The organism is Halioglobus sp. D3-4, assembly GCF_055809315.1.
Genome location: NZ_CM147907.1, coordinates 4,097,950 through 4,117,847 on the forward strand (window position 1 = coordinate 4,097,950; position 19,898 = coordinate 4,117,847).

22 protein-coding genes are annotated in these 19,898 nt (G+C 51.0%); 18 read left to right on the forward strand and 4 right to left on the reverse strand.

Annotated features, from left to right (window positions below):
* Positions 1 to 271: 271 nt before the first annotated feature.
* Complete coding sequence (locus AC0L6S_RS18070) at positions 272 to 1,525, forward strand: cytochrome P450 (protein ID WP_473425508.1); 1,254 nt, start codon at positions 272 to 274, stop codon at positions 1,523 to 1,525.
* A 47-nt stretch (positions 1,526 to 1,572) separates the two neighbouring features.
* Positions 1,573 to 1,974, forward strand: coding sequence for a hypothetical protein (locus AC0L6S_RS18075; RefSeq protein ID WP_473425509.1), 402 nt, complete (start codon positions 1,573 to 1,575; stop codon positions 1,972 to 1,974).
* Positions 1,975 to 2,002: 28 nt separating this feature from the next.
* Here the strand turns inward: AC0L6S_RS18075 and corA are convergent, their stop codons facing one another.
* A complete protein-coding gene (corA, locus tag AC0L6S_RS18080; protein WP_473425510.1) occupies positions 2,003 to 3,067 on the reverse strand; it encodes a magnesium/cobalt transporter CorA in 1,065 nt (354 codons plus the stop codon).
* Positions 3,068 to 3,091: 24 nt separating this feature from the next.
* Positions 3,092 to 3,829: a YiiX/YebB-like N1pC/P60 family cysteine hydrolase gene (locus tag AC0L6S_RS18085; RefSeq protein ID WP_473425511.1), complete on the reverse strand. Its 738-nt coding sequence runs from the start codon at positions 3,827 to 3,829 to the stop codon at positions 3,092 to 3,094.
* A 270-nt stretch (positions 3,830 to 4,099) separates the two neighbouring features.
* Here AC0L6S_RS18085 and AC0L6S_RS18090 point away from each other — a divergent pair, with 270 nt between their 5' ends.
* The 16 genes from AC0L6S_RS18090 to AC0L6S_RS18165 all read left to right on the forward strand — a co-directional run bounded on the left by AC0L6S_RS18090 (position 4,100) and on the right by AC0L6S_RS18165 (position 17,974).
* The gene (locus AC0L6S_RS18090; RefSeq protein WP_473425512.1) at positions 4,100 to 4,837 is read left to right on the forward strand and encodes a hypothetical protein; all 738 of its coding nucleotides are present in this window, start codon (positions 4,100 to 4,102) and stop codon (positions 4,835 to 4,837) included.
* Between the two features lie 292 nt (positions 4,838 to 5,129).
* A complete protein-coding gene (locus AC0L6S_RS18095; RefSeq protein ID WP_473425513.1) occupies positions 5,130 to 5,870 on the forward strand; it encodes a beta-ketoacyl synthase chain length factor in 741 nt (246 codons plus the stop codon).
* Complete coding sequence (locus tag AC0L6S_RS18100) at positions 5,867 to 6,643, forward strand: lysophospholipid acyltransferase family protein (protein WP_473425514.1); 777 nt, start codon at positions 5,867 to 5,869, stop codon at positions 6,641 to 6,643. The genes AC0L6S_RS18095 and AC0L6S_RS18100 overlap by 4 nt, the downstream gene beginning before the upstream one ends.
* The gene (locus AC0L6S_RS18105) at positions 6,640 to 6,918 is read left to right on the forward strand and encodes a phosphopantetheine-binding protein (RefSeq protein ID WP_473425515.1); all 279 of its coding nucleotides are present in this window, start codon (positions 6,640 to 6,642) and stop codon (positions 6,916 to 6,918) included. The genes AC0L6S_RS18100 and AC0L6S_RS18105 overlap by 4 nt, the downstream gene beginning before the upstream one ends.
* The gene (locus tag AC0L6S_RS18110) at positions 6,915 to 7,166 is read left to right on the forward strand and encodes an acyl carrier protein (protein WP_473425516.1); all 252 of its coding nucleotides are present in this window, start codon (positions 6,915 to 6,917) and stop codon (positions 7,164 to 7,166) included. The genes AC0L6S_RS18105 and AC0L6S_RS18110 overlap by 4 nt, the downstream gene beginning before the upstream one ends.
* The gene (locus tag AC0L6S_RS18115) at positions 7,163 to 7,735 is read left to right on the forward strand and encodes a COG4648 family protein (protein ID WP_473425517.1); all 573 of its coding nucleotides are present in this window, start codon (positions 7,163 to 7,165) and stop codon (positions 7,733 to 7,735) included. Before AC0L6S_RS18110 ends, AC0L6S_RS18115 begins: the two co-directional genes overlap by 4 nt.
* A 325-nt stretch (positions 7,736 to 8,060) precedes the next feature.
* Positions 8,061 to 9,413 (forward strand): ApeI family dehydratase, encoded by a 1,353-nt coding sequence (locus AC0L6S_RS18120; protein WP_473425518.1) that lies wholly within the window; start codon positions 8,061 to 8,063, stop codon positions 9,411 to 9,413.
* Entirely contained in the window at positions 9,410 to 10,159 is a 750-nt protein-coding gene (locus AC0L6S_RS18125) for a glycosyltransferase family 2 protein (RefSeq protein WP_473425519.1), read from the forward strand. Before AC0L6S_RS18120 ends, AC0L6S_RS18125 begins: the two co-directional genes overlap by 4 nt.
* Positions 10,143 to 11,057 (forward strand): LpxL/LpxP family acyltransferase, encoded by a 915-nt coding sequence (locus tag AC0L6S_RS18130; protein ID WP_473425520.1) that lies wholly within the window; start codon positions 10,143 to 10,145, stop codon positions 11,055 to 11,057. Before AC0L6S_RS18125 ends, AC0L6S_RS18130 begins: the two co-directional genes overlap by 17 nt.
* 53 nt (positions 11,058 to 11,110) lie before the next feature.
* Positions 11,111 to 11,524, forward strand: a complete 414-nt coding sequence (locus tag AC0L6S_RS18135; RefSeq protein ID WP_473425521.1) for an acyl-CoA thioesterase — start codon at positions 11,111 to 11,113, stop codon at positions 11,522 to 11,524.
* Between the two features lie 2 nt (positions 11,525 to 11,526).
* Positions 11,527 to 12,111, forward strand: coding sequence for an outer membrane lipoprotein carrier protein LolA (locus tag AC0L6S_RS18140; RefSeq protein WP_473428638.1), 585 nt, complete (start codon positions 11,527 to 11,529; stop codon positions 12,109 to 12,111).
* 46 nt (positions 12,112 to 12,157) lie between these two features.
* Complete coding sequence (locus AC0L6S_RS18145) at positions 12,158 to 14,371, forward strand: MMPL family transporter (RefSeq protein WP_473425522.1); 2,214 nt, start codon at positions 12,158 to 12,160, stop codon at positions 14,369 to 14,371.
* A 42-nt stretch (positions 14,372 to 14,413) separates the two neighbouring features.
* Positions 14,414 to 15,568: a beta-ketoacyl-ACP synthase gene (locus tag AC0L6S_RS18150; RefSeq protein WP_473428640.1), complete on the forward strand. Its 1,155-nt coding sequence runs from the start codon at positions 14,414 to 14,416 to the stop codon at positions 15,566 to 15,568.
* 1 nt (position 15,569) lies between these two features.
* Entirely contained in the window at positions 15,570 to 16,022 is a 453-nt protein-coding gene (locus tag AC0L6S_RS18155) for a hotdog family protein (protein WP_473425523.1), read from the forward strand.
* Positions 16,019 to 16,744: a 3-oxoacyl-ACP reductase FabG gene (gene fabG / locus AC0L6S_RS18160; RefSeq protein ID WP_473425524.1), complete on the forward strand. Its 726-nt coding sequence runs from the start codon at positions 16,019 to 16,021 to the stop codon at positions 16,742 to 16,744. The genes AC0L6S_RS18155 and fabG overlap by 4 nt, the downstream gene beginning before the upstream one ends.
* Complete coding sequence (locus AC0L6S_RS18165; RefSeq protein ID WP_473425525.1) at positions 16,745 to 17,974, forward strand: beta-ketoacyl-ACP synthase; 1,230 nt, start codon at positions 16,745 to 16,747, stop codon at positions 17,972 to 17,974.
* A 33-nt stretch (positions 17,975 to 18,007) separates the two neighbouring features.
* Here AC0L6S_RS18165 and AC0L6S_RS18170 read toward each other — a convergent pair whose 3' ends face one another.
* Both AC0L6S_RS18170 and AC0L6S_RS18175 read right to left on the reverse strand, forming a co-directional pair.
* Positions 18,008 to 19,252 carry an NAD(P)/FAD-dependent oxidoreductase gene (locus tag AC0L6S_RS18170; protein ID WP_473425526.1) on the reverse strand — a complete coding sequence of 415 codons (1,245 nt, stop codon included), beginning with the start codon at positions 19,250 to 19,252 and terminating at the stop codon, positions 18,008 to 18,010.
* 107 nt (positions 19,253 to 19,359) lie between these two features.
* Positions 19,360 to 19,803: an excinuclease ABC subunit A gene (locus tag AC0L6S_RS18175; protein ID WP_473425527.1), complete on the reverse strand. Its 444-nt coding sequence runs from the start codon at positions 19,801 to 19,803 to the stop codon at positions 19,360 to 19,362.
* Between the last annotated feature and the right edge of the window lie 95 nt (positions 19,804 to 19,898).

Below are 19,898 nucleotides of genomic sequence, written 5' to 3' on the forward strand. Positions count from 1 at the left end.
GCGTCCAATCCTGAGAGTGCGGGGGCCGCAAAAATACAGGCTGCTCCCCACTCGAAATTTCGATCCTATTGTATCCATTATACGGGTATTTCCCATACCCGTGGGCTGCGCTGGTTAGCGCCGCTGCGCTGGCGACAGGGTATGCACCGCTAAACCAGACCGATGTAAATTGGCGCTTGTTTGATCTTTGATCGCTGGCCCACTTACTATCGGGCGGTGCGCAGTGGAGACTGGCCTGCGCCGTCCTCCAAAATAATGAGAGCATCCCGGTATGACGCAGAAGTGCCCCTTTCAGTTCGACCTGATGAACCCGATGACACATAACCAAGCGCTGCCATTTGAAGCGTTTGCGACACTGCGCCGGGAGTGCCCGGTGTCCTGGCAGAGCGGTGCGCCTGAGTTTGGCGGCGACTTTTGGGCCATTACGCGTCGGGAGGACCTGGATTTTGTGTCCAAGCACCCCGACAAGTTTTCGTCCAGCGCCAATCTGGCGCACCCGTCTCCCGGTGGCGACGACCCCGAGTCACTGGAAATCATGCGCCAGCTAATTATTAATATGGACCCGCCGGACCATATCAAGTATCGGCGTGTTGTCAGCAATGCCTTCACACCCAAAGCGGTGGACGCTCTAACGCCGCTGATGAAAGAGTTCGCCAAAAGTATTGTCGACAAGGTGGCTGCGCGCGGCGAGTGTGAATTCGTCTCGGAAGTCTCGGCGGAAATGCCCCTGTTTGTTATTTGTGCGCTGATGGAAATGCCAGCCGAGAAGCGTCAAACCTTTGCCAGTCTGGTGGATACCATGATAGGCATGGATGATCCGGAGCTGGATGTGTCTGCCGAAGATGGGCAGCTTGCCGCGGCTGAAATATTTGGCATTGCGATGGAACTTGCGGCCAGCCATAAGGAAAATCCACAAGGTGGAACAATAATCGACGCATTGTTGAACGGTGTTGTCGAAGGCGAGGCGTTGGATGAATTCCAGTTCTGCACGTTCTTTCTCATCCTTATCGCCGGCGCGGTTGAAACTACACGCACTGCCACCAGCCAGGGAATGCGCCTGTTGATCGAGCACCCCGAGCAACACCAGATGCTGATCGACAACCCTGCGCTGATACCCGATGCCGTAGAGGAAATACTGCGTTTCTATCCGCCGTTCATCCATATGCAGCGCACTGCCACGGAAGATATTACAGTCGGGGGAATGGATATCAAGAAAGGCGATATGGTCAAACTGTTTTATCCCTCAGTGAACCACGAAGCCGAGGTATTCGGTGCTGATGCGGAGGTGTTTGATATCACCCGCACGCAGCGTATGGCCGATCTGAAGAACCAGCATCGCACCTTTGGCGTCGGGCAACACTTTTGTATCGGATCTCATCTGGCCCGTAAAGAGCTGTGCGTTATGTTCGAGGAAATTATTCCACGGCTGCGCAATCCGAAGCTGGCAGGGGCTCCGCATAATCTGGTGTCCAATTTTATTCCGGGCATCAAGCAAATGAAAATCACCTTTGATCCCGAGCGGTAACAGCCGCCGGGTAGATACTGCCGTTCAACACGAGTGAGGTCCTGATTATGTTGCAAAAATTCATCTGGTGGACAGGGTTGTCCGATTTTCTGGTTGGTGCGGGTACCTGGGCTGGCGCGATTGGCGTCGCCATGGCCGCAGAGCCGGTAATGGGACAGTTCGTGCCACTTATTACACTGGGTACATTCCTGATGATGGCCGCTGCGCTGTTGATGTGGTCGTCGCACGATATGAAAAACCGGGCTCCGGTCTTTTTCTGGCAGGGCCTTGTCAGGTTGTCGGCCGTATCGGCAGTGATTTATGCCGTTCCGAATGCGCTGTCGGAAACCTGGGAATACTGGCTGCTGGCGATTGATGGACCGATTGGTATGGTTTATGTTTTTGGTGCCATGAGCGTGACCGGTAGTTCCTTTATTCAGTTACTGGGTTGCAAAACCAACGCCCAATAGCATTGAACTTGCAGCGGCTGGTTTTGATTCAAGTCCAGCCTCTTCTCTTGAAGTAAAGAAACAACGTGCACGAGGTCGTGATAAACACCAACCAGACAGCCGGGTAGCCCCAGTGCCAATGAAGCTCGGGCATCCATTCAAAATTCATTCCGTATATACCGGTAATGAATGTGAGGGGGATGAAGATCGAAGAGAATACGGTGAGTACTTTCATGACTTCGTTCAGCCTGCTGCTTATGCTTGAAAGGTAAATTTCAAGCAGGCTCGAAAGAATGTCACGGTGCGTCTCGATAGATTCAATGATGCGCAGTACATGGTCGTGTACATCCCTGAGATAGATCCGTGTACTCGGATCTATCAGTTCTGACTCGCTGCGTAAAAGGCCTGCTGTCAGGTCTCTTACCGGTGAAATGAAGCGGCGCATCCTGATGACTTCGAGCTTGATTTCGTGGATTTTCTCCAGTAACTGAGGTGTGGGCAGGGAAAATGTTTCGTCCTCTACGGTGACAAGCGTTTCTTCCAGTTGGTCCATAATGTCGAAGTTCAGGTCGATGATGGCATCCAGCACGGTGTACATCAGGTAATCCGAACCCATTCGTCTGATACGGCCTCTGCCATTCTCAAGGCGCTTTAATACAGGGTCAAGTAGTGGGTCGGCCTTCTCCTTGAAGGTAAACACAATGTCCTTGAAGATCACCAGACTGATTTGTTCCTTGATAATGGCAAACTCGCCCTGATCGGGTATCAGGCATTTCAAAACCACGAAGAGGTAGTCGTCGTGCTCCTCAAACTTGGGGCGTTGATGCGTATTCAGAATATCTTCCAGTACAAGCGGGTGAATGTTGAACTGTTGTCCTATTTCCTCGACTATGCTGGCATCTGCCAGACCTTCAATAATCACCCAGGTGAGCGATTGTTTGTCGCTGTACGGCAGTACCTCATCCATTGAAGTGATGACTCTTTTTTCAAAGTTCGAGTGGTTGTAGTCAACCAGTGTGACCCGACTTTCGCTCTGGTGGACATTACCGACGTGGATGAGTGAGCCAGGCTCCAGGCCTTTCTTTTCGGATGCATACTTTAAGGATGTCGTCATAATCTGAGCCCGGTAAGCAAGCAGTTAACTGAACCAACGGATTTTCTTGTAATTAAAGTTGCCCTTGATTGTGGGTTTGATGATCTCGAAATAGGGCGATAGATCGAAGTCTCTCGGAGTGAAGTGACTGAAATGCCGGGACTCCAGTAAATCCTCGTCACACTGGGCGGGGGCGTCACCCTCACTGACCTGTCGAAGCTGTGGAAGAATCGGGTACTTGATGGACTGGAATGCCTGCGCGATCAGCGTTGAACAAACCGCCTTGGTGGGGTCGCCACTGCCCAGCGCAATAAGATGTCTCCGGTACTTTGGCGGCACCGGAGGAATGGGTAAGAGATAGCGAATAAGATCAAGAATGTTTCTGGTGTCGTATTGGTGGCCGAGGCGCGCAATGCAGAATTCGATGACAGCTTTTCTGTCGTCTTCAGTAAGACTGACTGCCCTGCAAATGCGCACATTGTAGCCGTCATATTTAGATAGCGGTGAGCGAATCACACCCTCTACGAGGTCTGCTTCAACCAGAATTCCCTCGCCATGATCATCTACACCCACATACATACACACGTGAGACCAAGTGGATTGGGTCAGGTATTTGATAACAGTGCTGATCCGATTGTTTCCCTCTACCAGAATCAAATCACCGGGTTGCAACGACTCGTCCAGTTGTTCCTGCGTGAGCACCGAGAAGCGCTCATAGTTGCGATGAGGCTTGGTTAAAACTCGCGCCAGTAACGATCCAATCTTGCGTTGAATAGTGCTCATTCGATTTATGTTCGGGTGTCAGTAAAACAGGATAGACGTGGGGCAAGCATAGAGGGCCGCTACTAAAAAATCTACGGCTTAAACGTTCAGCATACGATGGTGAGCAGCGCGGAGCTATACGTGCATGGCATACGATTGATTTAGCGCAGTTATCGGTACATTTGCCATGTAATGTGTGATGGAAAAACTTGTTTATTGGGCTACACTGGTGCTCAGCCGTGTTGTATGCGGAGCGGGAACATAAAACTAATTGGTAGGGAGAGACTAGTAATGGCAACGACTAAAGCTAGAGCAAAATCTAAATCTAAAGCCAAGGCCACGCGTAAACGCCCGGCGAAAAAATCCGCGAGCAAAAGTAAAGCTGCGCTCAATCTCGGTAAGTACATGGATGAGATAAAAATCGGCAATTACTCGTGGGATGATGTCCTGAAAAGTACGGCCAAGAATATGGATGCCGTTACACAGGCGAATCGCGCAATTATCGACGGCTACTCCGATATTGCTAAGCGTCAATATGAAATGTTGAAGGGCTTGCTACAGGAGCTGCGTAAAGTCAGGGGAGACCGGGACGCAGTTGTTAAAGAGTTAAAACGAGTCATCGAACGCGCTAAAAAGGATGTACAGGCGCTGCAGAAGATGGCGAGTAGCACCAACAGTAAAGCGCAAAAGATTGTGAAGAAACGCGCTGATGCCAATCTGAAGGCCTGGAAGTTGCTGGTCTCAGAAGCGAAGAAGTCGGCGAGCGATAATATCTCGGCCATTGAAGAGACCGTCAAAGGCAAAAAATCTTCTGCGAAGAAAAAGACCGCTAGCAAGAAGAAAGCTGCGGCCAGGAAAAAGTCTCCAGCCAAGAAAAATGCAGCTGCCAAGAAAAAGGCTCCGGCCAGGAAAAAGGCTGCAGCCAAGAAGAAGGCGCCGGCCAAGAAAAGAGCTCCAGCCAAGAAGAAGGCGCCAGCCAAGAAGAAATCTCCGGCAAAGAGAAAAGCGCCAGCTAAAAAACGGGCTTGAAGACGTTAAGTCGCCGTTTTTGAGTGATATTAAGCCCGCCGTATTGGTGTAGCGGGGTTATAATATTGGACGTGACATTATTGGTGTACTGAGCCTGATTCCAGGCTCAGTACACACTGGATCGTTGGAAGTCCTTGGGTGCCCATTGCCTGTTCAGGATGAGGGATAACTACCGAGATTTGCTAAGCTTGCATCTGTAGCAAGGCCATTCTTCTGTCGCCAGATAATTCGATACGCACATTCAATGGCAGTCGGATTTGTCGCGGTTTGCACAACTTAGCAGGTAGGAAATGTGAAACTATTGGTCGACAGTTGGTGCTCTTGGGAGGTAGGAAGGAATTTGCCCCCACTTTGTACGCACTATTCATCCGGGAAGCTAAGCCAATCCCATATCAATGAGCCTGATTTGAGCAGTGTGCCCGCGATGCAAAGACGGCGTCTGGGTAGTCTGGCCCGGATAGTGTTTCACGTGCTTGATCGATGTGCCCTAAGTGGCGTGAGTGAGCCAGTAATATTTAGCTCCTATATGGGAGAGATCCAGCGAACGTTTGGAATACTCGAGAGTATTGCTCGCGAGGAGCCAGTCTCACCCGGGGCTTTCAGTCTATCAGTCCATAACGGTATAGCGGGACAGTGGTCATTGATTCGTGGCATTGAGGCGCCCATGCTAGCTTTGTCGCCCCCCGCAAATAGTCCAGTGCCCGCGTTGCTCGAGGCCGCAGGTATACTAAAGGAAGGGCACCATTCCTCCGTGAATGTGGTCTACTATGATGAATCGCTCCCCGAGTTTTTTTCCCCCTTTCTCCAGGGGCCCTCGACCCCGATGGCTATCGCTATGCGTCTGGTTCAGCAGTGCGAGGATATATCGCATTCTGGCTTCAGTTTTACCCTTGAACGGTGTGCTTCTGGAGCAAAACCCAGTTCTCCATCCTTGAGTAACCAGGCCCGCTTGTTTGAGCTGCTCAGTGGTAAATGCTCACAGGTAACCGTGGAGGAGCCTCAGTGTAATTGGCAGATTGAGGTTGTCGCTTGAATCGTCGAAAAGACTTTTACTACGGTCGGATAATTGCTGTAGGTATTGGTTTCATACTGTTCGGTCTGGGTGGCCTGTTGCTTGGTTACGTGCTGTTTCCAATAGTCTCTCTGTTCTCCGCGAACAGGCAGCGCGCTACGCGCCGGTGCAGGCGACTCATTCAATTGAGTTTCCGCTGTTTCGCTTTTTATATGTCGCGCGTTGGGATACTGACATGGCATGTGAAAGGAGGACCGGAGCTACGCAAAGCCGGCAGTATCGTTATAGCGAACCATCCAACATTGATAGATATCGTATTTCTTATTTCAATGATTCCCAACGCAACGTGTATTGTGAAGGCGAGCTTGTACAAGAATATTTTTACCAGAGGGCCTGTCTCCTGGGCGGGTTATATTCCAAACAGTGATGCCGATACGTTGATGGCAGACAGCGCGGCCCAGTTGGCGGATAATGCCACATTGGTGATATTCCCCGAGGGCAGCCGGTCTGTGCCCGATACACCCTTGAAGTTCAAGCGGGGCGCTGCGCATCTCTGGATACGCAGTCAATGCGATTTGTCGTTGGTGACAATCAGGGTTGAACCATTGACTTTAGCTAAACATCAAAAGTGGTATCAAGTACCATATGATCGCCCTCATTTTCAGTTTAATGTCAAAAGTGAAAGCTTTATCGAAGGCACGCAGGATAATACTATCCACAGTGGCCAATCGATGGATACACGGACAGTAACCCGACAATGGCAGGACTATTTTACTAGAGAGATTAGTGCATGAACGAACTTGAGCTACAAATAAAACAAATGATTATTGATTCCCTCGATCTGGAGGAGGTAACGACAGTAGATATCCACTCAGAGGAGCCACTATTCAACGAAGGTTTAGGGCTGGATTCCATCGATGCGCTTGAGTTGGGTATGGCACTACAGCAAAAATTTGGCGTACGTGTTGATGCGGAGAATGAACGTGTGAAAGAGCATTTCAGCTCGGTGCAGGCGCTCGCCAAATTTGTTGCCACCTATCAACGAGAGCAGGAAGCCGTAAGCCAGTGAATACAAGAGACGAGGTAGGGGAGACTTTGCGCCAGTTGTTGGTGGATATGTTCGAAGTTGATCCGAGTGCCATTAGTTACGATGCAAAGCTGTATGAAGATCTGGATATCGACAGTATTGACGCTGTTGATCTGATCGTTGAGTTCAGATCGCTTACCGGTAGGCAGATCGATCCCGATGTGTTCAAAGCAGTGCGTACCGTCGAAGATGTAGTAAACGCAGTTTCGGATATTATCGGCATCCCATGAGACGATTGCTGGTTGGACTGAGCTGGATTCTCGTTATAGCTTATCCACTCATTGTGTTCCTCGGTTTGCGCTCCTTTTCCCCACAAGCTTTAGGTGGCGCGCTGATAATTTTGGCGCTGGCTAGAATACTGCTGGCCAGGCAGCAGATTAAGAACACGATTCTACCCTCACTATTCGCTACTGCCATGTTGCTGCTGGCCGCTTATGCTTTGTTGGCTGACAGTGCCGATTCATTGCTCTATTACCCTGTAGCGGTCAATACAGTGTTGTTGGCGGTTTTTACTCGCTCACTTTTTTCTGGCCCTTCATTTGTCGAGCGATTGGCGAGGATATCTGAGCCATACCTGACTGCGCAGGCCGTCAGCTATACTCGGAGAGTTACCATTGTTTGGTGTCTATTTTTTTTGGGGAACGGTGGCGTGGCCTTTTATACCGCTCACTTTGGCTCGCGAGAGGTTTGGGCACTTTATAACGGCTTGATAGCGTACGTGTTGATGAGCTTGATTATGTCTGTTGAATATCTCATTCGGCGCAGGGTAAAGAGAGCGGCGTATGTTGGCGCTGGCTAGCCTTGAACTCAATAGCTATCCCCGATCTCACCCTGTGTCGATATCTTCTGATGGCGTTATTTCCTGGGGACAGTTTGTCAACGATGTAGCTGCGACTCAAACCTCGCTAGCTGGCGCGCAATGCTCCCGCTGGGGCCTGTTTGAGGAGGACAGTTATCGCATGGCAGTCGGGCTCTATGCACTATGGAGCATCGGAGCGACAGTTTATCTCCCGGGTGACAATCATCGGGCCGTAGTAGATGAGCTTCAGGCGGCTGAGACGCAGTTTTTGGGTCAGTTTCCGGGTGTCCCGAACTGCTATAAGGTTGTTACCGCCAGCAGCACAGTGCCCGATAGTGAATGTGAACTGCGTCTTTCTGGTGAGCTGGTGGTTTTTACATCTGGCTCCAGCGGCAAGCCCAAGCTTATCTCAAAGCGGATAGATCAGTTGGATGCAGAGCTGCAAGCGCTGGAAGCGCTGTGGGGAGAATTGCTTGGTGAATCGATTATTATGGGCACCGTCAGCCATCAGCACTTCTACGGATTCATTTTTACGGTACTGTGGCCCCTTTGCGCGGGGCGGATGTTTTGGCAACGCCCTTTCTTCGACCCGCTCGCCATGTGCTCCGAGGCCAGGGGGTTGCCCCGTATTGCATGGATAATGAGCCCCGCACATCTACACCGATTGAGCCAGAAGATACCTTGGAGTGAAGTGGGCACAACGCTCTCTGCAGTATTCTCGTCAGGGGGGCCTCTTAACTTTGAGGCAGCTCAAAGAGTCTATGAAGCCAGTGGAAAATACCCGGTAGAGGTGTTTGGAAGTTCCGAGACCGGCGCCATCGCCTGGCGTCAGCAAATAGCAGCTGGCCAGGTATGGAGAACCCTGCCGGGCGTAGTTGTGAAGCGAACCACAGAGGGGGCTTTGGCGGTACGCTCCGATTTTCTTGCGGATAGCGATTGGTATGTCACTGCTGATGGAGTGGGGGAGTTATCCCATAACACATTTGAACTCGGAAAACGCCTGGACCGGATTATCAAGATTGAGGGTAAGCGAGTGTCGTTACCCGAGGTCGAAGAGTTGCTGGTAGACCATGATTGGCTTGATGATGCCGTCGCCATTCCGCTCACCCGGCGCCGTATATCTGTTGCTGCAGTCCTGGTATTAAGCGAAACTGGAGCGAAAGCGTTTGCCGCCAGGGATAAACGGGCGTTTATTCAACAGTTGCGAGCTGACATCTCCTCTCGACTCACGTCAGTAAGTGTCCCTCGATATTGGCGTATTGTTTTTGAGCTCCCCAGGAACCCACAGGGCAAGCTGCGCTATAGGGATATAGAGAGATTGTTCGAGTCAAAAAACATACCTGAAGTAACCAGCCAACAGGTTTCGGCTAGTAAGTGTGAGCTGAATTTAAAGATCTCATTGGACAGCCCCTATTTCGAGGGACACTTTCCCAATGCGCCGGTTTTGCCCGGTGTGGTTCAAATTTTATGGGCAGAGCACTTTGGGCGACAGTTCTTTGGCATCGACGGTGTGTTCCACAGTATGAGAACCATCAAATTCAAGGAAATAGTCCGCCCGGGAACTGAGTTGCTGTTAACCCTGGAATATAGCGCCCCCAAAGGATGCCTGAGTTTCCATTACAGCTCCCATTCGGGAGAGCACAGTCAAGGGCGTCTTATGTATGGGGAGCCTGTATGAATCGGCCATGCGTCATTGTGCCGGTATTCAATCATCCATCTACGTTGGAGGCTTTGGTCGCAGGATTGGAACCATTCGCCATTCCAACGCTAATGATCAATGACGGCTCAGATGAGTATTGTACAGACCGCCTGCGTCAGCTGGATCGCGAGAACGCCTGGATTACACTGATTGAAAGGCAACAGAATGGGGGTAAGGGGGCCGCTGTGAAAACAGGGATTCGCGAAGCGGCTCGCATGGGATTTACGCACGCACTGCAAGTGGATGCTGATGGGCAGCACGATCTCAGTGACTTACCCAGATTGCTGGGAGTGTCGCAGAGTAATCCCGAGGCCGTCATCTGCGGAAACCCCATTTTTGAGAATATTCCGACGTTGCGCTTGTACGGTCGCTATCTCACGCACGTTTGGGTGTGGATCAATACATTGTCATTGGATATCAAGGATTCGATGTGTGGGTTTAGAGTTTATCCGGTCTCACAAACACTGGCTGAAATTGATAGAGCGAAAACCGGTGACAGAATGGAATTTGACCCGGAAATACTTGTGAGATTACATTGGCGCGGGTTACGGATTGTGGCTGTGCCAACCACTGTAGGTTATCCACAGGACGGTATATCCCACTTCCAGAGTGTCAGGGACAATATACGTATTAGTTGGGCACATACTCGCCTTTTCTTCGGAATGCTGAGGCGCTTGCCAGAACTGATTCGTCGTAGGAGGTATCCGCTTGGCAGGGAATGCTGAATGGGCTGAGATCCGGGAAGTTGGTTTTGTAGCCGGGATGAGATTCATTTTATGGATCTACAGTAACGTTGGTGCGTGGGCGATTAAAATTGCCTTGCAGCCGGTGGTGCTGTACTACTTCATAGTGAATGGCAACGCCAGGAAATCGTCCAGGCAATTCCTTGAGCGAGTCAGCTTGATCAATGGCTCCGCACAGCCGACTTGGCGTGATGTGTATAAGCATTTGTATGCCTTTGCGCAATCAACAGTTGATAAGCTCGGTGTTTGGGCGAACTCGGATATTCTCAGTAATGTTAACTTTGAGAATCGGGAATTACTCCTCGATCAACTGGAATCCCGAAGGGGCGCGGTACTGCTTGGCGCACATCTGGGTAACATGGAAATTTGTCGTAGTCTTTCCAGGGCCAACACTAAACTCAAATTGAACATACTGGTCCATACCCGGCATGCGGATATGTTTAACAGGTTGTTGAAAGAGCTGCATGTGGAATCTGAGCTTGAGTTAATAGAGGTTAGCCAGCTTACACCTGCCACAGCCATGAGGCTGGCGGACTGTGTAGCCAGAGGTGAGTTTGTGGCTGTATTGGCTGATCGGCTGCCGGTGTCGAGTAGAACCCGTTCATGCACGGTAAACTTTCTCGGAAAGGAAGCGAGTTTCCCTGAAGGGCCATTTATTCTGGCATCATTGCTGAAATGCCCTGTGTATACGATTTTTTGCACCCGCTCTGAACAGGGTTACAGAGTTAGGTGTGACAAGTTTTCAGATCAGGTCAAGCTGCCGCGCAGAAGCAGGGAAATTGCCCTGAAAAAATACGTGAGCCGTTACGCCGAAATCCTGGAAGAGAATGTTCGTCGCACGCCGTATCAGTGGTTTAATTTTTATTCGTTCTGGAGCTAAATCCGCCCGATTTTATGCGGTAGGCTCGATCCGTCCACAATTTCGGAGTTTGTATGAGTGAAAGCTATGCTAGCGCCAGTATAGAGATCGAAATCCCCTTCCATGATATCGATATTATGGGCATTGCTTGGCATGGGCACTATGCCAAATATCTGGAGATTGGGCGTGGAGTATTGTTGGATTCGATTAACTACAATGTTCTCGAGATGCAAAAGTCGGGATATGCATGGCCAGTGATTGAAATGAATATACGCTATGCCGGTGCGTTGACTATGCATCAGCGCGTGCGCGTACAAGCAGATTTGGTTGAGTACGAAAATCGCCTGAAAATTGATTACCGAATTTTTGATGTTGCGACCAATAAGCGCTTAACCAAAGCCTATACCATTCAGGTTGCATTGGAAATTTCGTCCAATGAGATGCTGTTTGCCAGCCCTCCGGTTCTACTCGAGAAACTTGGCCTTTGAAAGTGCTGCGCATAGTTGTACTTCTACTGCTGAGTTCTGTCGCTGCAGCGATGGACAACGCTATTGACGACAAGTTGTCCGGGATTTCCAGTAAGCTTGTCGTCAGTGACAACGTGTTGGGCGAGTTTCGTCAGGAGAAGTATTTGTCATTCGTGGCTACGCCTTTCGTTTCCACAGGCAACTTCTGCCTTGCTCCAGAGTCGGGACTCTTCTGGCACGTGATGCACCCGCTGGAGTCGACCATGATAGTTAAGGGCGAGACCGTTTTTCTCGATGGTGAGCGGATTGATGATCGAGGAATAGGAAGAGTCATATCAACTGTTATGCTGGGATTCATGGAAGGCAAGCTGTCGGGACTCACGAGTATTTTCGAGGTGTCAGTTGAGGAGGCGGATTCAGGCTGGTCTGTATCACTCAGGCCCAAGTCAAACCGGTTGAGGGCGGCGATTGAACTTGTTCGGATTCAGGGCGAGAACTACCTGTCATCCATCGAGATTGTGGATTCAGAACGAAACCGGACACTTATGCAGTTTATTAACGTACGCTCTGATCAAGAGGGGGCAATGCCTTGTGAAGAGCTACCTTGACAGGGCGCGGGCCGTACTCTGGGTTTTCCTTGTTACAGCGTTGTTATTGTTTTCAATTGCGGGCTGGCCCGAGCAAGATTGGTTGGGCAGTGATTTCCAGGCACTCCTGCCAGCAGGAAGCAGCGATCAATGGATTGAGAAAGCAAATTCACAGGCCGCTGCTGCTTTTGAAGGCCAGCTGGTGGTTCTGGTAGAAAGTGATGATGCCGACAGGTCGAGGCATTTTCTCGAGTCGGTGCGTGATGAATTGACATCTCTGGGAGTGATTGCCGCGGATTCCAGTGATGTGGAAGCACAAAAATGGCAGGCCTTGGCAAAAGAGCTGTATCCATTTCGTTGGAACCTGATGACTGCAACAGACCGTCTGGCTCTTGAGCAAGACGCCCATGGCTATCTGGAAGGCTTTCGAAGAAAGATGTATACGCCTTTGGGTGGTGCCTTAGCTGAAACGCTGCCCAGCGATCCTATGGGCACATATCGCAATTATCTGTCAGCTTTGATACCCAAGGGCATGTCATCAGCGGTAGATCGTCTGCCAGAAACCATACAGTTTGCTGTCTTTAGTGTTCCATCCGGTCAACGAGGCCTGGATGCCAAGACCAACCTGTACTCTGTGTATTCCGGACTCAAGGAGCGGGCTGGTCGGGAAGGAGTGGTCTTCCATGCTACCGGCGCACCCCTGTACTCCGCGTATGGCGCACTGAGTGCCACGCGGGAAATTTCTACTATCGGCGTCGTATCACTGCTGCTTCTGGTGGGCTTGCAGTTGGCGTTGTTGCGCTCAGTGTCCGCGATTGGTTTAACCCTGTTGAGCGTGGCTACCGGGGTGGCTGGCGGCATGGTGATTACCGTTCTGGTCCTGCGGGAGATTCATATTCTCACCTTGGTGTTTGGGACTACGATCATCGGTATTGCTGTAGATTACAGCTACCACTACCTCGCACATTCGTTGCTGCCGGGGTGGAGTCGGAAGGCGGCATTGTCGCAAGTCGCTTCCAGTTTGAGTTTGGGCCTGCTGAGTACTTGTGTGGCATTTTTAGCTCTGACTGTAATGCCATTTCCAGGAATACGGCAGATTGGTGTTTTCATGACATCGGGGTTGCTGTTTAGCTTTGCGACGGTTTGCCTACTCTATCCACTTTTGTATCGCGGGCCGCCGGTCGGCGCAAAGTTACCGAAATTCTTAAGTGGTCCAAGGGTGTCTGTACGCGCCCTGCGAATACCTGCGCTCGTAGCCTTACTGGCAGTGCCTGGCTGGTTGTTGCTGACTCCACTGGACGAGGTGCGGGGTTTCTATGGCAAGCCGTTGGATCTGGTTGCCGATGAGGCGCTGATCACAAATCGTATGTCGCTAGCCTCAGACACTCGATACCTTCTGGTAGAGGGGGACAGCGAGCAAGCGGTACTGGCAACGGAAGAGCAGTTGTTGGCGATGACCCAAACTACCGGCGGTGAAGCTGGTGTGGTCGAATTACGCGGTATATCCACAGTGGTTCCCTCCGTGGCAACGCAGCGGCAAAACTTCGCTTTGGTCCGGCAGCTATTGGAAAGCGGACAACTATCCGAGCACCTTGAAACCTTAGGGTTCCTCCCGGCATATCAGGACGAGGTGCTGAGCAGTATCCCGGTTAATTTTAACCCCCTTCAACTGACAGACCTGGATCCGGTATCCCTGCCAACTGGCATGGGTAGGTTTCTCGGTTGCCAACACTCAGTGTGCGCTAGCTGGATCGGTATAGCGAAGCATGGATCTTCCAATAGCTTGCCAAGCTTGTTGCGGGATTATCCGAGAGTCCGGTATGTTGATCCCGTGGGTAATATTAATTCGTTGCTCGCAGAATATCGGCAGGGTGTCGCGGTAGCGATGCTGGGAGGAGCACTTTCTGTCCTGGCAATATTGAGCCTGTTTTACGGCTGGAGGAGGGCTTTCCGGTTATTGCTGCTCCCGATGATTGCCTGCCTGCTGACCATTGCCGCTATTGGATACCTTCGTGGAACCTATACCATTATCCACCTGCTTGCACTGATGCTCATTTTTGGCGTCAGTATGGACTATTCCATATTCCGCGGCTTGTCCACGAAAGACACTCAGCATGCAGTAACTTTTGCGATTGCGCTTTCAGCACTTACCAGTACAGTAGCTTTTGGGATGTTGGCGTTCTCACAAACACCGCTGATCAGTGCTTTTGGCGAAACCATAGCGCTTGGGCTGCTTTTTGCGTATGGCTTGTCATGGTTAGATTATGAGCGGCGGTACTGAGGTAATAGTAGGGGAGGAGTTTGTCTGTACTACTTGAATGACATGGGACTGTTATGTGCACTTGGCTCTGGAAAAAGCCAGGTTTTCAACAGGCTACTCAGGCGTGATTGTCCAGTTCCGGAGCAACAAATGCTCTATAGGGAATGGTGTTGTTCTCAAGCAGGTGTGATTCCCGACGAGTTGGAGATGCTCCCTTCGGGGTTGTCACAGTATGATTGTAGAAACAACCAGATTGCGGCCGCTGCACTTGAACAAATTAGAGATCCCATTGAAGCAGCCCGGAATCGTCATGGGCCCGAGCGTATTGCTGTGGTTATGGGAACCAGTACCTCGGGGATTGCAAACACCGAGAAGGCGGTGCGATCCTGGGGAGTGTCGGGCCAGCACCCTGAGGGATACCATGCGTTGCAAGGTGTTTTCGCTGGATTGGGTGAGTTTGTCGCGCAGTACCTGAATATATCTGGCCCAGTATCGACTATCTCCACAGCGTGTTCTTCAAGTGGCAATGCCTTTCTGACCGCCAGGCGGTTGCTCGACCTTGACCAATGCGATGCGGTTGTCGTCGGTGGTGTCGATAGCATGTGCGAGTTGACGGTGCGTGGGTTTGGTTCGCTGGAGGCGCTGGCCACGCATTACTGCAAGCCGCTTACAACCGACAGGGATGGTATTACAATCGGTGAAGCCGGCGCGGTTTTTCTTATGAGCAGGGAAAGTGGGCCTGTACGATTTTACGGTGGCGCAGCGAGTTCTGATGCTCACCATATCTCTGCGCCGCATCCGGAGGGGAGGGGGGCGTTTTTGGCGATGAAAAATGCGCTTCTGGACGCCGGCGTGTCCGTTTCAGATATTGATTACCTCAACCTGCACGGTACGGGTACGGCGCAGAATGATTCAATGGAATGTAAAGCGGTGAATCGTTTGCTAGGGGATAAAGTTCCCTGCAGTACTACAAAGACATTTACTGGGCATACACTGGGCGCTGCTGCGGCGCTGGAACTGGGTATATGCTGGTTGCTCCTCACATCCGGCAGTGAGTGGCGGTTTCCCCCATCTCTCTTCCTGGATGAACTTGATCCGAACCTGGCCCCTGTTGAGATCACCGGAAAAAACGATTTCAAGTCACAAGCGCCACAGGTTTGTATGAGTAACTCATTTGCGTTCGGGGGCAGTAATGTCTCACTTGTGATAGGGGTGTGAGATGAAGGAGTATCCGCCTATTGAAGAGTTGGTACCGCATGCCGCACCTATGCTGCTACTGGACAGGGTGGTTGAGAGCGGGGATGACTACGTTATTACGGAGCTTACCGTCCGAGCGGATGGCATGTTTGACAGTGAGGGTAGTGTGCCCGCGTATTTGGGTATTGAGTATATGGGCCAGAGTATTGCTGCGTTCTCGGGCTTGCGCTCACACCGGGCTGGGCAACCGGTAAAACTGGGCTTCCTTCTAGGAACTCGCCGTTTTGATTCCAGCGTGCATCTGTTTCCGGCTGGTGATATTTTACGCGTTTTAGTCACGCAAATTGTGCATGGAGATTCTGGAATGGCAGCCTTTGAATGCAGGGTTGAGGGGAGTAAGACGTTACAAACCGCTGTTTTAACGGTTTACGAACCAACGGATGACAGCATCCTCACAGAAATGCTCGGGGTATGAATAATACAATTCTCGTTACCGGTTCGAGCAGGGGAATCGGAAAATCCATAGCGCTGGATCTGGCGGAGGCGGGATACGATCTTGTACTGCACTGTCGCTCTCGAATCGAAGAGGCTGAAGCTGTCCGTGATCGTGTGGTAAGCGCGGGAGTGCAGGCACGTATTCTCCAGTTTGACTTGGCGGACAGGAGCGATGCAGAAGAAAAGCTGCTGGCAGATATAGAGGCTCACGGCGCATACTACGGTGTAGTCTGTAACGCAGGTCTGGCCAGTGACAATGCCTTTCCGGCGATGACTGGTAAGGATTGGGACAGTGTAATCGACTCCAACCTGGGCGGCTTCTACAATGTTCTCAATCCAGTGATTATGCCAATGATTCGGCGGCGCAGTCCGGGCCGGATAGTGACCTTGGCTTCGGTGTCAGGTCTTATTGGCAACCGAGGGCAGGTTAACTACTCGGCGGCAAAAGCAGGCATCATCGGCGCGACCAAAGCGCTCGCACTGGAATTGGCAAAACGTAAGATTACGGTCAATTGTGTGGCCCCCGGCCTGATTGCGACAGAAATGTTGGATGATCTACCGCTGGAGTCCATTGTCGAAAATATTCCCATGCGACGTGTGGGACGCCCCGAGGAAGTAGCTGCAGCAGTGCGCTTTCTGGTAAGCGATGCCGCCAGCTATATAACAAGACAAGTAATATCAGTGAACGGCGGTTTGTGCTAAATGAAGCGAGTAGTTGTTACGGGAATGGGCTGTATATCGTCATTGGGTGGCGATTGGTCTGAGGTCAAGGCCCGGTTACAGGCTGGAAAAAACGCGATCGTCCAGATGCCGGAGTGGGCGAACTATCAGGGCCTTTTTACGAACCTGGCCGGGCCGGTCACCAGCTTTGAAAAGCCAGTCCATTATTCCAGACGGGAGACTCGAACCATGGGGCGGGTCGCGCTTATGGCGGTCTCTGCGACAGAGCAGGCGCTGATCGATGCAGGCTTGTTGGGCGACGCCCTCCTAGCCAGTGGCGATGCGGGTATTGCCTATGGTTCCTCTACGGGCAGTACCGATGCCATAGCCGATTTTAGCAGTATGTTGCTGGACGAGAACGGTTCCACGTCAGGGTTGAACGCGACCAGTTATATTCGGATGATGAGCCACACTGCAGCAGTAAATATAGGTGTTTTCTTCGGTATTAGGGGCAGGGTCTATACCACATCAAGCGCCTGCACCTCATCGAGCCAGGGGATAGGCTACGGCTTCGAGGCTATTCGCCATGGACTGCAGAACATCATGGTCTGTGGCGGGGGTGAAGAGCTGTGTCCCACAGAGGCCGCAGTATTCGACACCCTGTTTGCCACATCGACGCTTAATGATTCCCCCGAACTAACACCTCGACCGTTCGATCGTGATCGAGATGGCCTGGTAATCGGCGAGGGTGCGTGCACACTTGTTCTGGAAGAACTGGATCACGCCCTTGCCCGAGGAGCCAATATCTACGCAGAGATAATTGGTTACGCCACTAATTGTGATGGTGCACATATTACGCAACCCTGTGTCGATTCAATTTCCCGGGTTCTGGAGCAATCTCTCAAAAGCGCCGGGATTCACTCGCAGGATGTCGACTACATCAGTGCCCATGGTACCGCCACCGAGCGCGGGGATATCGCAGAGAGTCATGCAGTGCAAAATGTTTTGGGCAGTAAAACGGCTATTAGTGCCCTAAAAAGCTATACCGGGCACACCCTGGGCGCCTGTGGCTCCACGGAAGCCTGGGCAACTATCAATATGATGCGGGATGGTTGGTTTCATCCAACGTTGAACCTGCAGAATGTCGACCCGGAATGTGCAGAGTTGGACTATATCATTGGTGATGGCCGCGAACTGGATTGTGAGATTACGATGTCGAACAATTTTGCATTTGGTGGTATTAACACATCGCTGATCTTCCAGCGCATTTAAATCCTGAATCAAAAGATCCCGAATCTAAAACCCTCAGGCATTTTGTAAATTGGTTCTGCAGTAACTGGACAGCGCGTCAAGGCGCCTGACAGGATTCTGGACATAGGGGTTCTTCTCATCCCACGCATATCCTGCCAACACGGAGCAGATCATTTTTCTAATTTCTTTGGATTGCTGTTGATGAAAGATGATGTCCTGGAAGCGGCCATCGTACCAGGCTTCCACGAAAGCGCGAAAAGTATCCACTCCCTTTGACAAGGGTTCTTCGTATTCAAGACGCCAATCCACGCTTTCTCCGCTGAACTGCTTAATCAACAGGCCCGCCGCTAAACTGGCTGACCGCATTGCGATGGTCACACCCGATGAAAAAATGGGGTCAAGAAATTCCCCGGCATTTCCAAGCAGCGCATAGTTGCGTCCGCTCAGGCGTTTTACATTGGCAGAATATCCGCTAATGCGGGTGGCATCTGTATCCCAGGTGGCGTTCTTCAGGAGCGCTTTCAATGTCGGATCTTCATTTACCCAGTCAGCCAGGGCTTTCTTGCAGTGGGCATTTCGACTGGCAAAGTGCGCATCTTCTGCGACGACACCGATAGAAGCACTTCCATCTGAAAACGGAATCAGCCAGAACCAGATATCGCGATACTTGGGATGTATGGTAATCAGTATCTTGTTTCTATCGTAACCTGAGTCGCTGATATTGTCTTCGATGTGCGTGAACAAAGCGGAGCGGGCAGGAAAGCCGGAGGGATACTCCAGGTCCAGAAGTCGAGGCAGTACGCGGCCGAAACCGCTGGCATCGAGAACAAACCGGGCACAGAATGTTGTGGTAGTACCATCGGGCAGTACGCAGGTGAGTTCCGGGTTCTCCTTTGAAACATCCACTGCTGATATTTCGCACCGATATCGGATGTCGACGCCAAAATTTTCGGCCTGGTCGGCTAAAACTTTGTCAAAATATGCTCGTTTGACCTGAAAAGTTTCGCTGGGTCCCGTAGAAAATTGCTCACAGAAATCAAAGCCGCCGTAAGTTCCTTGATGCAGGAACAATGCACCGTCTTTGCGTTGGAATCCCGCAGATTCGACCGCGGGTAACATCCCTGCTTCTTCGATGTATTGCATGCACTGGGGCAACAAGCTCTCACCTATAGAAAATCTGGGAAAACTCTGTCGCTCCAGTACCAGAACATTGTAGCCTGCGCGCTGCAGTATCGATGAGGCTATCGAACCGGAGGGGCCAGCGCCGATAACCAGAACATCATAAACGTAATTACTCATGCATCCATGCCAGATCTATACCATTGAAATAGCTGTTGTTGATCGAAGGAGTAAACTGTGAGCCTGGCGTTCCCGGAGCGAAACAACGGGTTGCGCTCACTTAGACACTATTCTTCCAGCGTTACAATGTCGCCTATGAAGGTAACGCCGGCCATAATTGCGCCATTACCACATTCGAACTCGGTGCTGCTGGTAAAGTCACCCTTTTTATAATAGCTACGAATATTCACTACGGCATTGCCATTTTCTTTCGCAATGTTCTGCTGGAAGCCAATCATTGCAGACAAAAATACCCAATTGCATGCGTCTTTGTCGCTTTTAGCAAAGGCATTTGTTTTCTTGTTTACCATAACCTCGCCGTGATTGGTCACGATTTTACCTTTGACCTCAGGACCGAACTGATAAGAGTAGCCTTGATCGAGTTTTTCCTTTGCGGCTTGCGTATTCATCGCCTCTTCGATCGAGTAACGATTGCGATCATCACGCGCCAGTGTGAATGAGGAGGTGAACATACATAGAAGTGTTGCGGTAACTACAAGTAATCGGTTCATCGTCAGCTGATCCCTATGCTAATGGTCGTTAGTGTAACTAAATTGCACCATGATTTATTGGCGTAAGGCAAATAATTTTTAGGCCTCTACTTGTC

Coding starts and splice junctions, on each gene's coding strand:
- AC0L6S_RS18070 (WP_473425508.1), top strand. CDS start 272: ATGACGCAGAAGTGCCCCTTTCAGTTCGACCTGATGAACCCGATGACA.
- AC0L6S_RS18075 (WP_473425509.1), top strand. CDS start 1,573: ATGTTGCAAAAATTCATCTGGTGGACAGGGTTGTCCGATTTTCTGGTT.
- corA (WP_473425510.1), bottom strand. CDS start 3,067: ATGACGACATCCTTAAAGTATGCATCCGAAAAGAAAGGCCTGGAGCCT.
- AC0L6S_RS18085 (WP_473425511.1), bottom strand. CDS start 3,829: ATGAGCACTATTCAACGCAAGATTGGATCGTTACTGGCGCGAGTTTTA.
- AC0L6S_RS18090 (WP_473425512.1), top strand. CDS start 4,100: ATGGCAACGACTAAAGCTAGAGCAAAATCTAAATCTAAAGCCAAGGCC.
- AC0L6S_RS18105 (WP_473425515.1), top strand. CDS start 6,640: ATGAACGAACTTGAGCTACAAATAAAACAAATGATTATTGATTCCCTC.
- AC0L6S_RS18115 (WP_473425517.1), top strand. CDS start 7,163: ATGAGACGATTGCTGGTTGGACTGAGCTGGATTCTCGTTATAGCTTAT.
- AC0L6S_RS18125 (WP_473425519.1), top strand. CDS start 9,410: ATGAATCGGCCATGCGTCATTGTGCCGGTATTCAATCATCCATCTACG.
- AC0L6S_RS18135 (WP_473425521.1), top strand. CDS start 11,111: ATGAGTGAAAGCTATGCTAGCGCCAGTATAGAGATCGAAATCCCCTTC.
- AC0L6S_RS18150 (WP_473428640.1), top strand. CDS start 14,414: ATGGGACTGTTATGTGCACTTGGCTCTGGAAAAAGCCAGGTTTTCAAC.
- AC0L6S_RS18155 (WP_473425523.1), top strand. CDS start 15,570: ATGAAGGAGTATCCGCCTATTGAAGAGTTGGTACCGCATGCCGCACCT.
- fabG (WP_473425524.1), top strand. CDS start 16,019: ATGAATAATACAATTCTCGTTACCGGTTCGAGCAGGGGAATCGGAAAA.
- AC0L6S_RS18165 (WP_473425525.1), top strand. CDS start 16,745: ATGAAGCGAGTAGTTGTTACGGGAATGGGCTGTATATCGTCATTGGGT.
- AC0L6S_RS18170 (WP_473425526.1), bottom strand. CDS start 19,252: ATGAGTAATTACGTTTATGATGTTCTGGTTATCGGCGCTGGCCCCTCC.
- AC0L6S_RS18175 (WP_473425527.1), bottom strand. CDS start 19,803: ATGAACCGATTACTTGTAGTTACCGCAACACTTCTATGTATGTTCACC.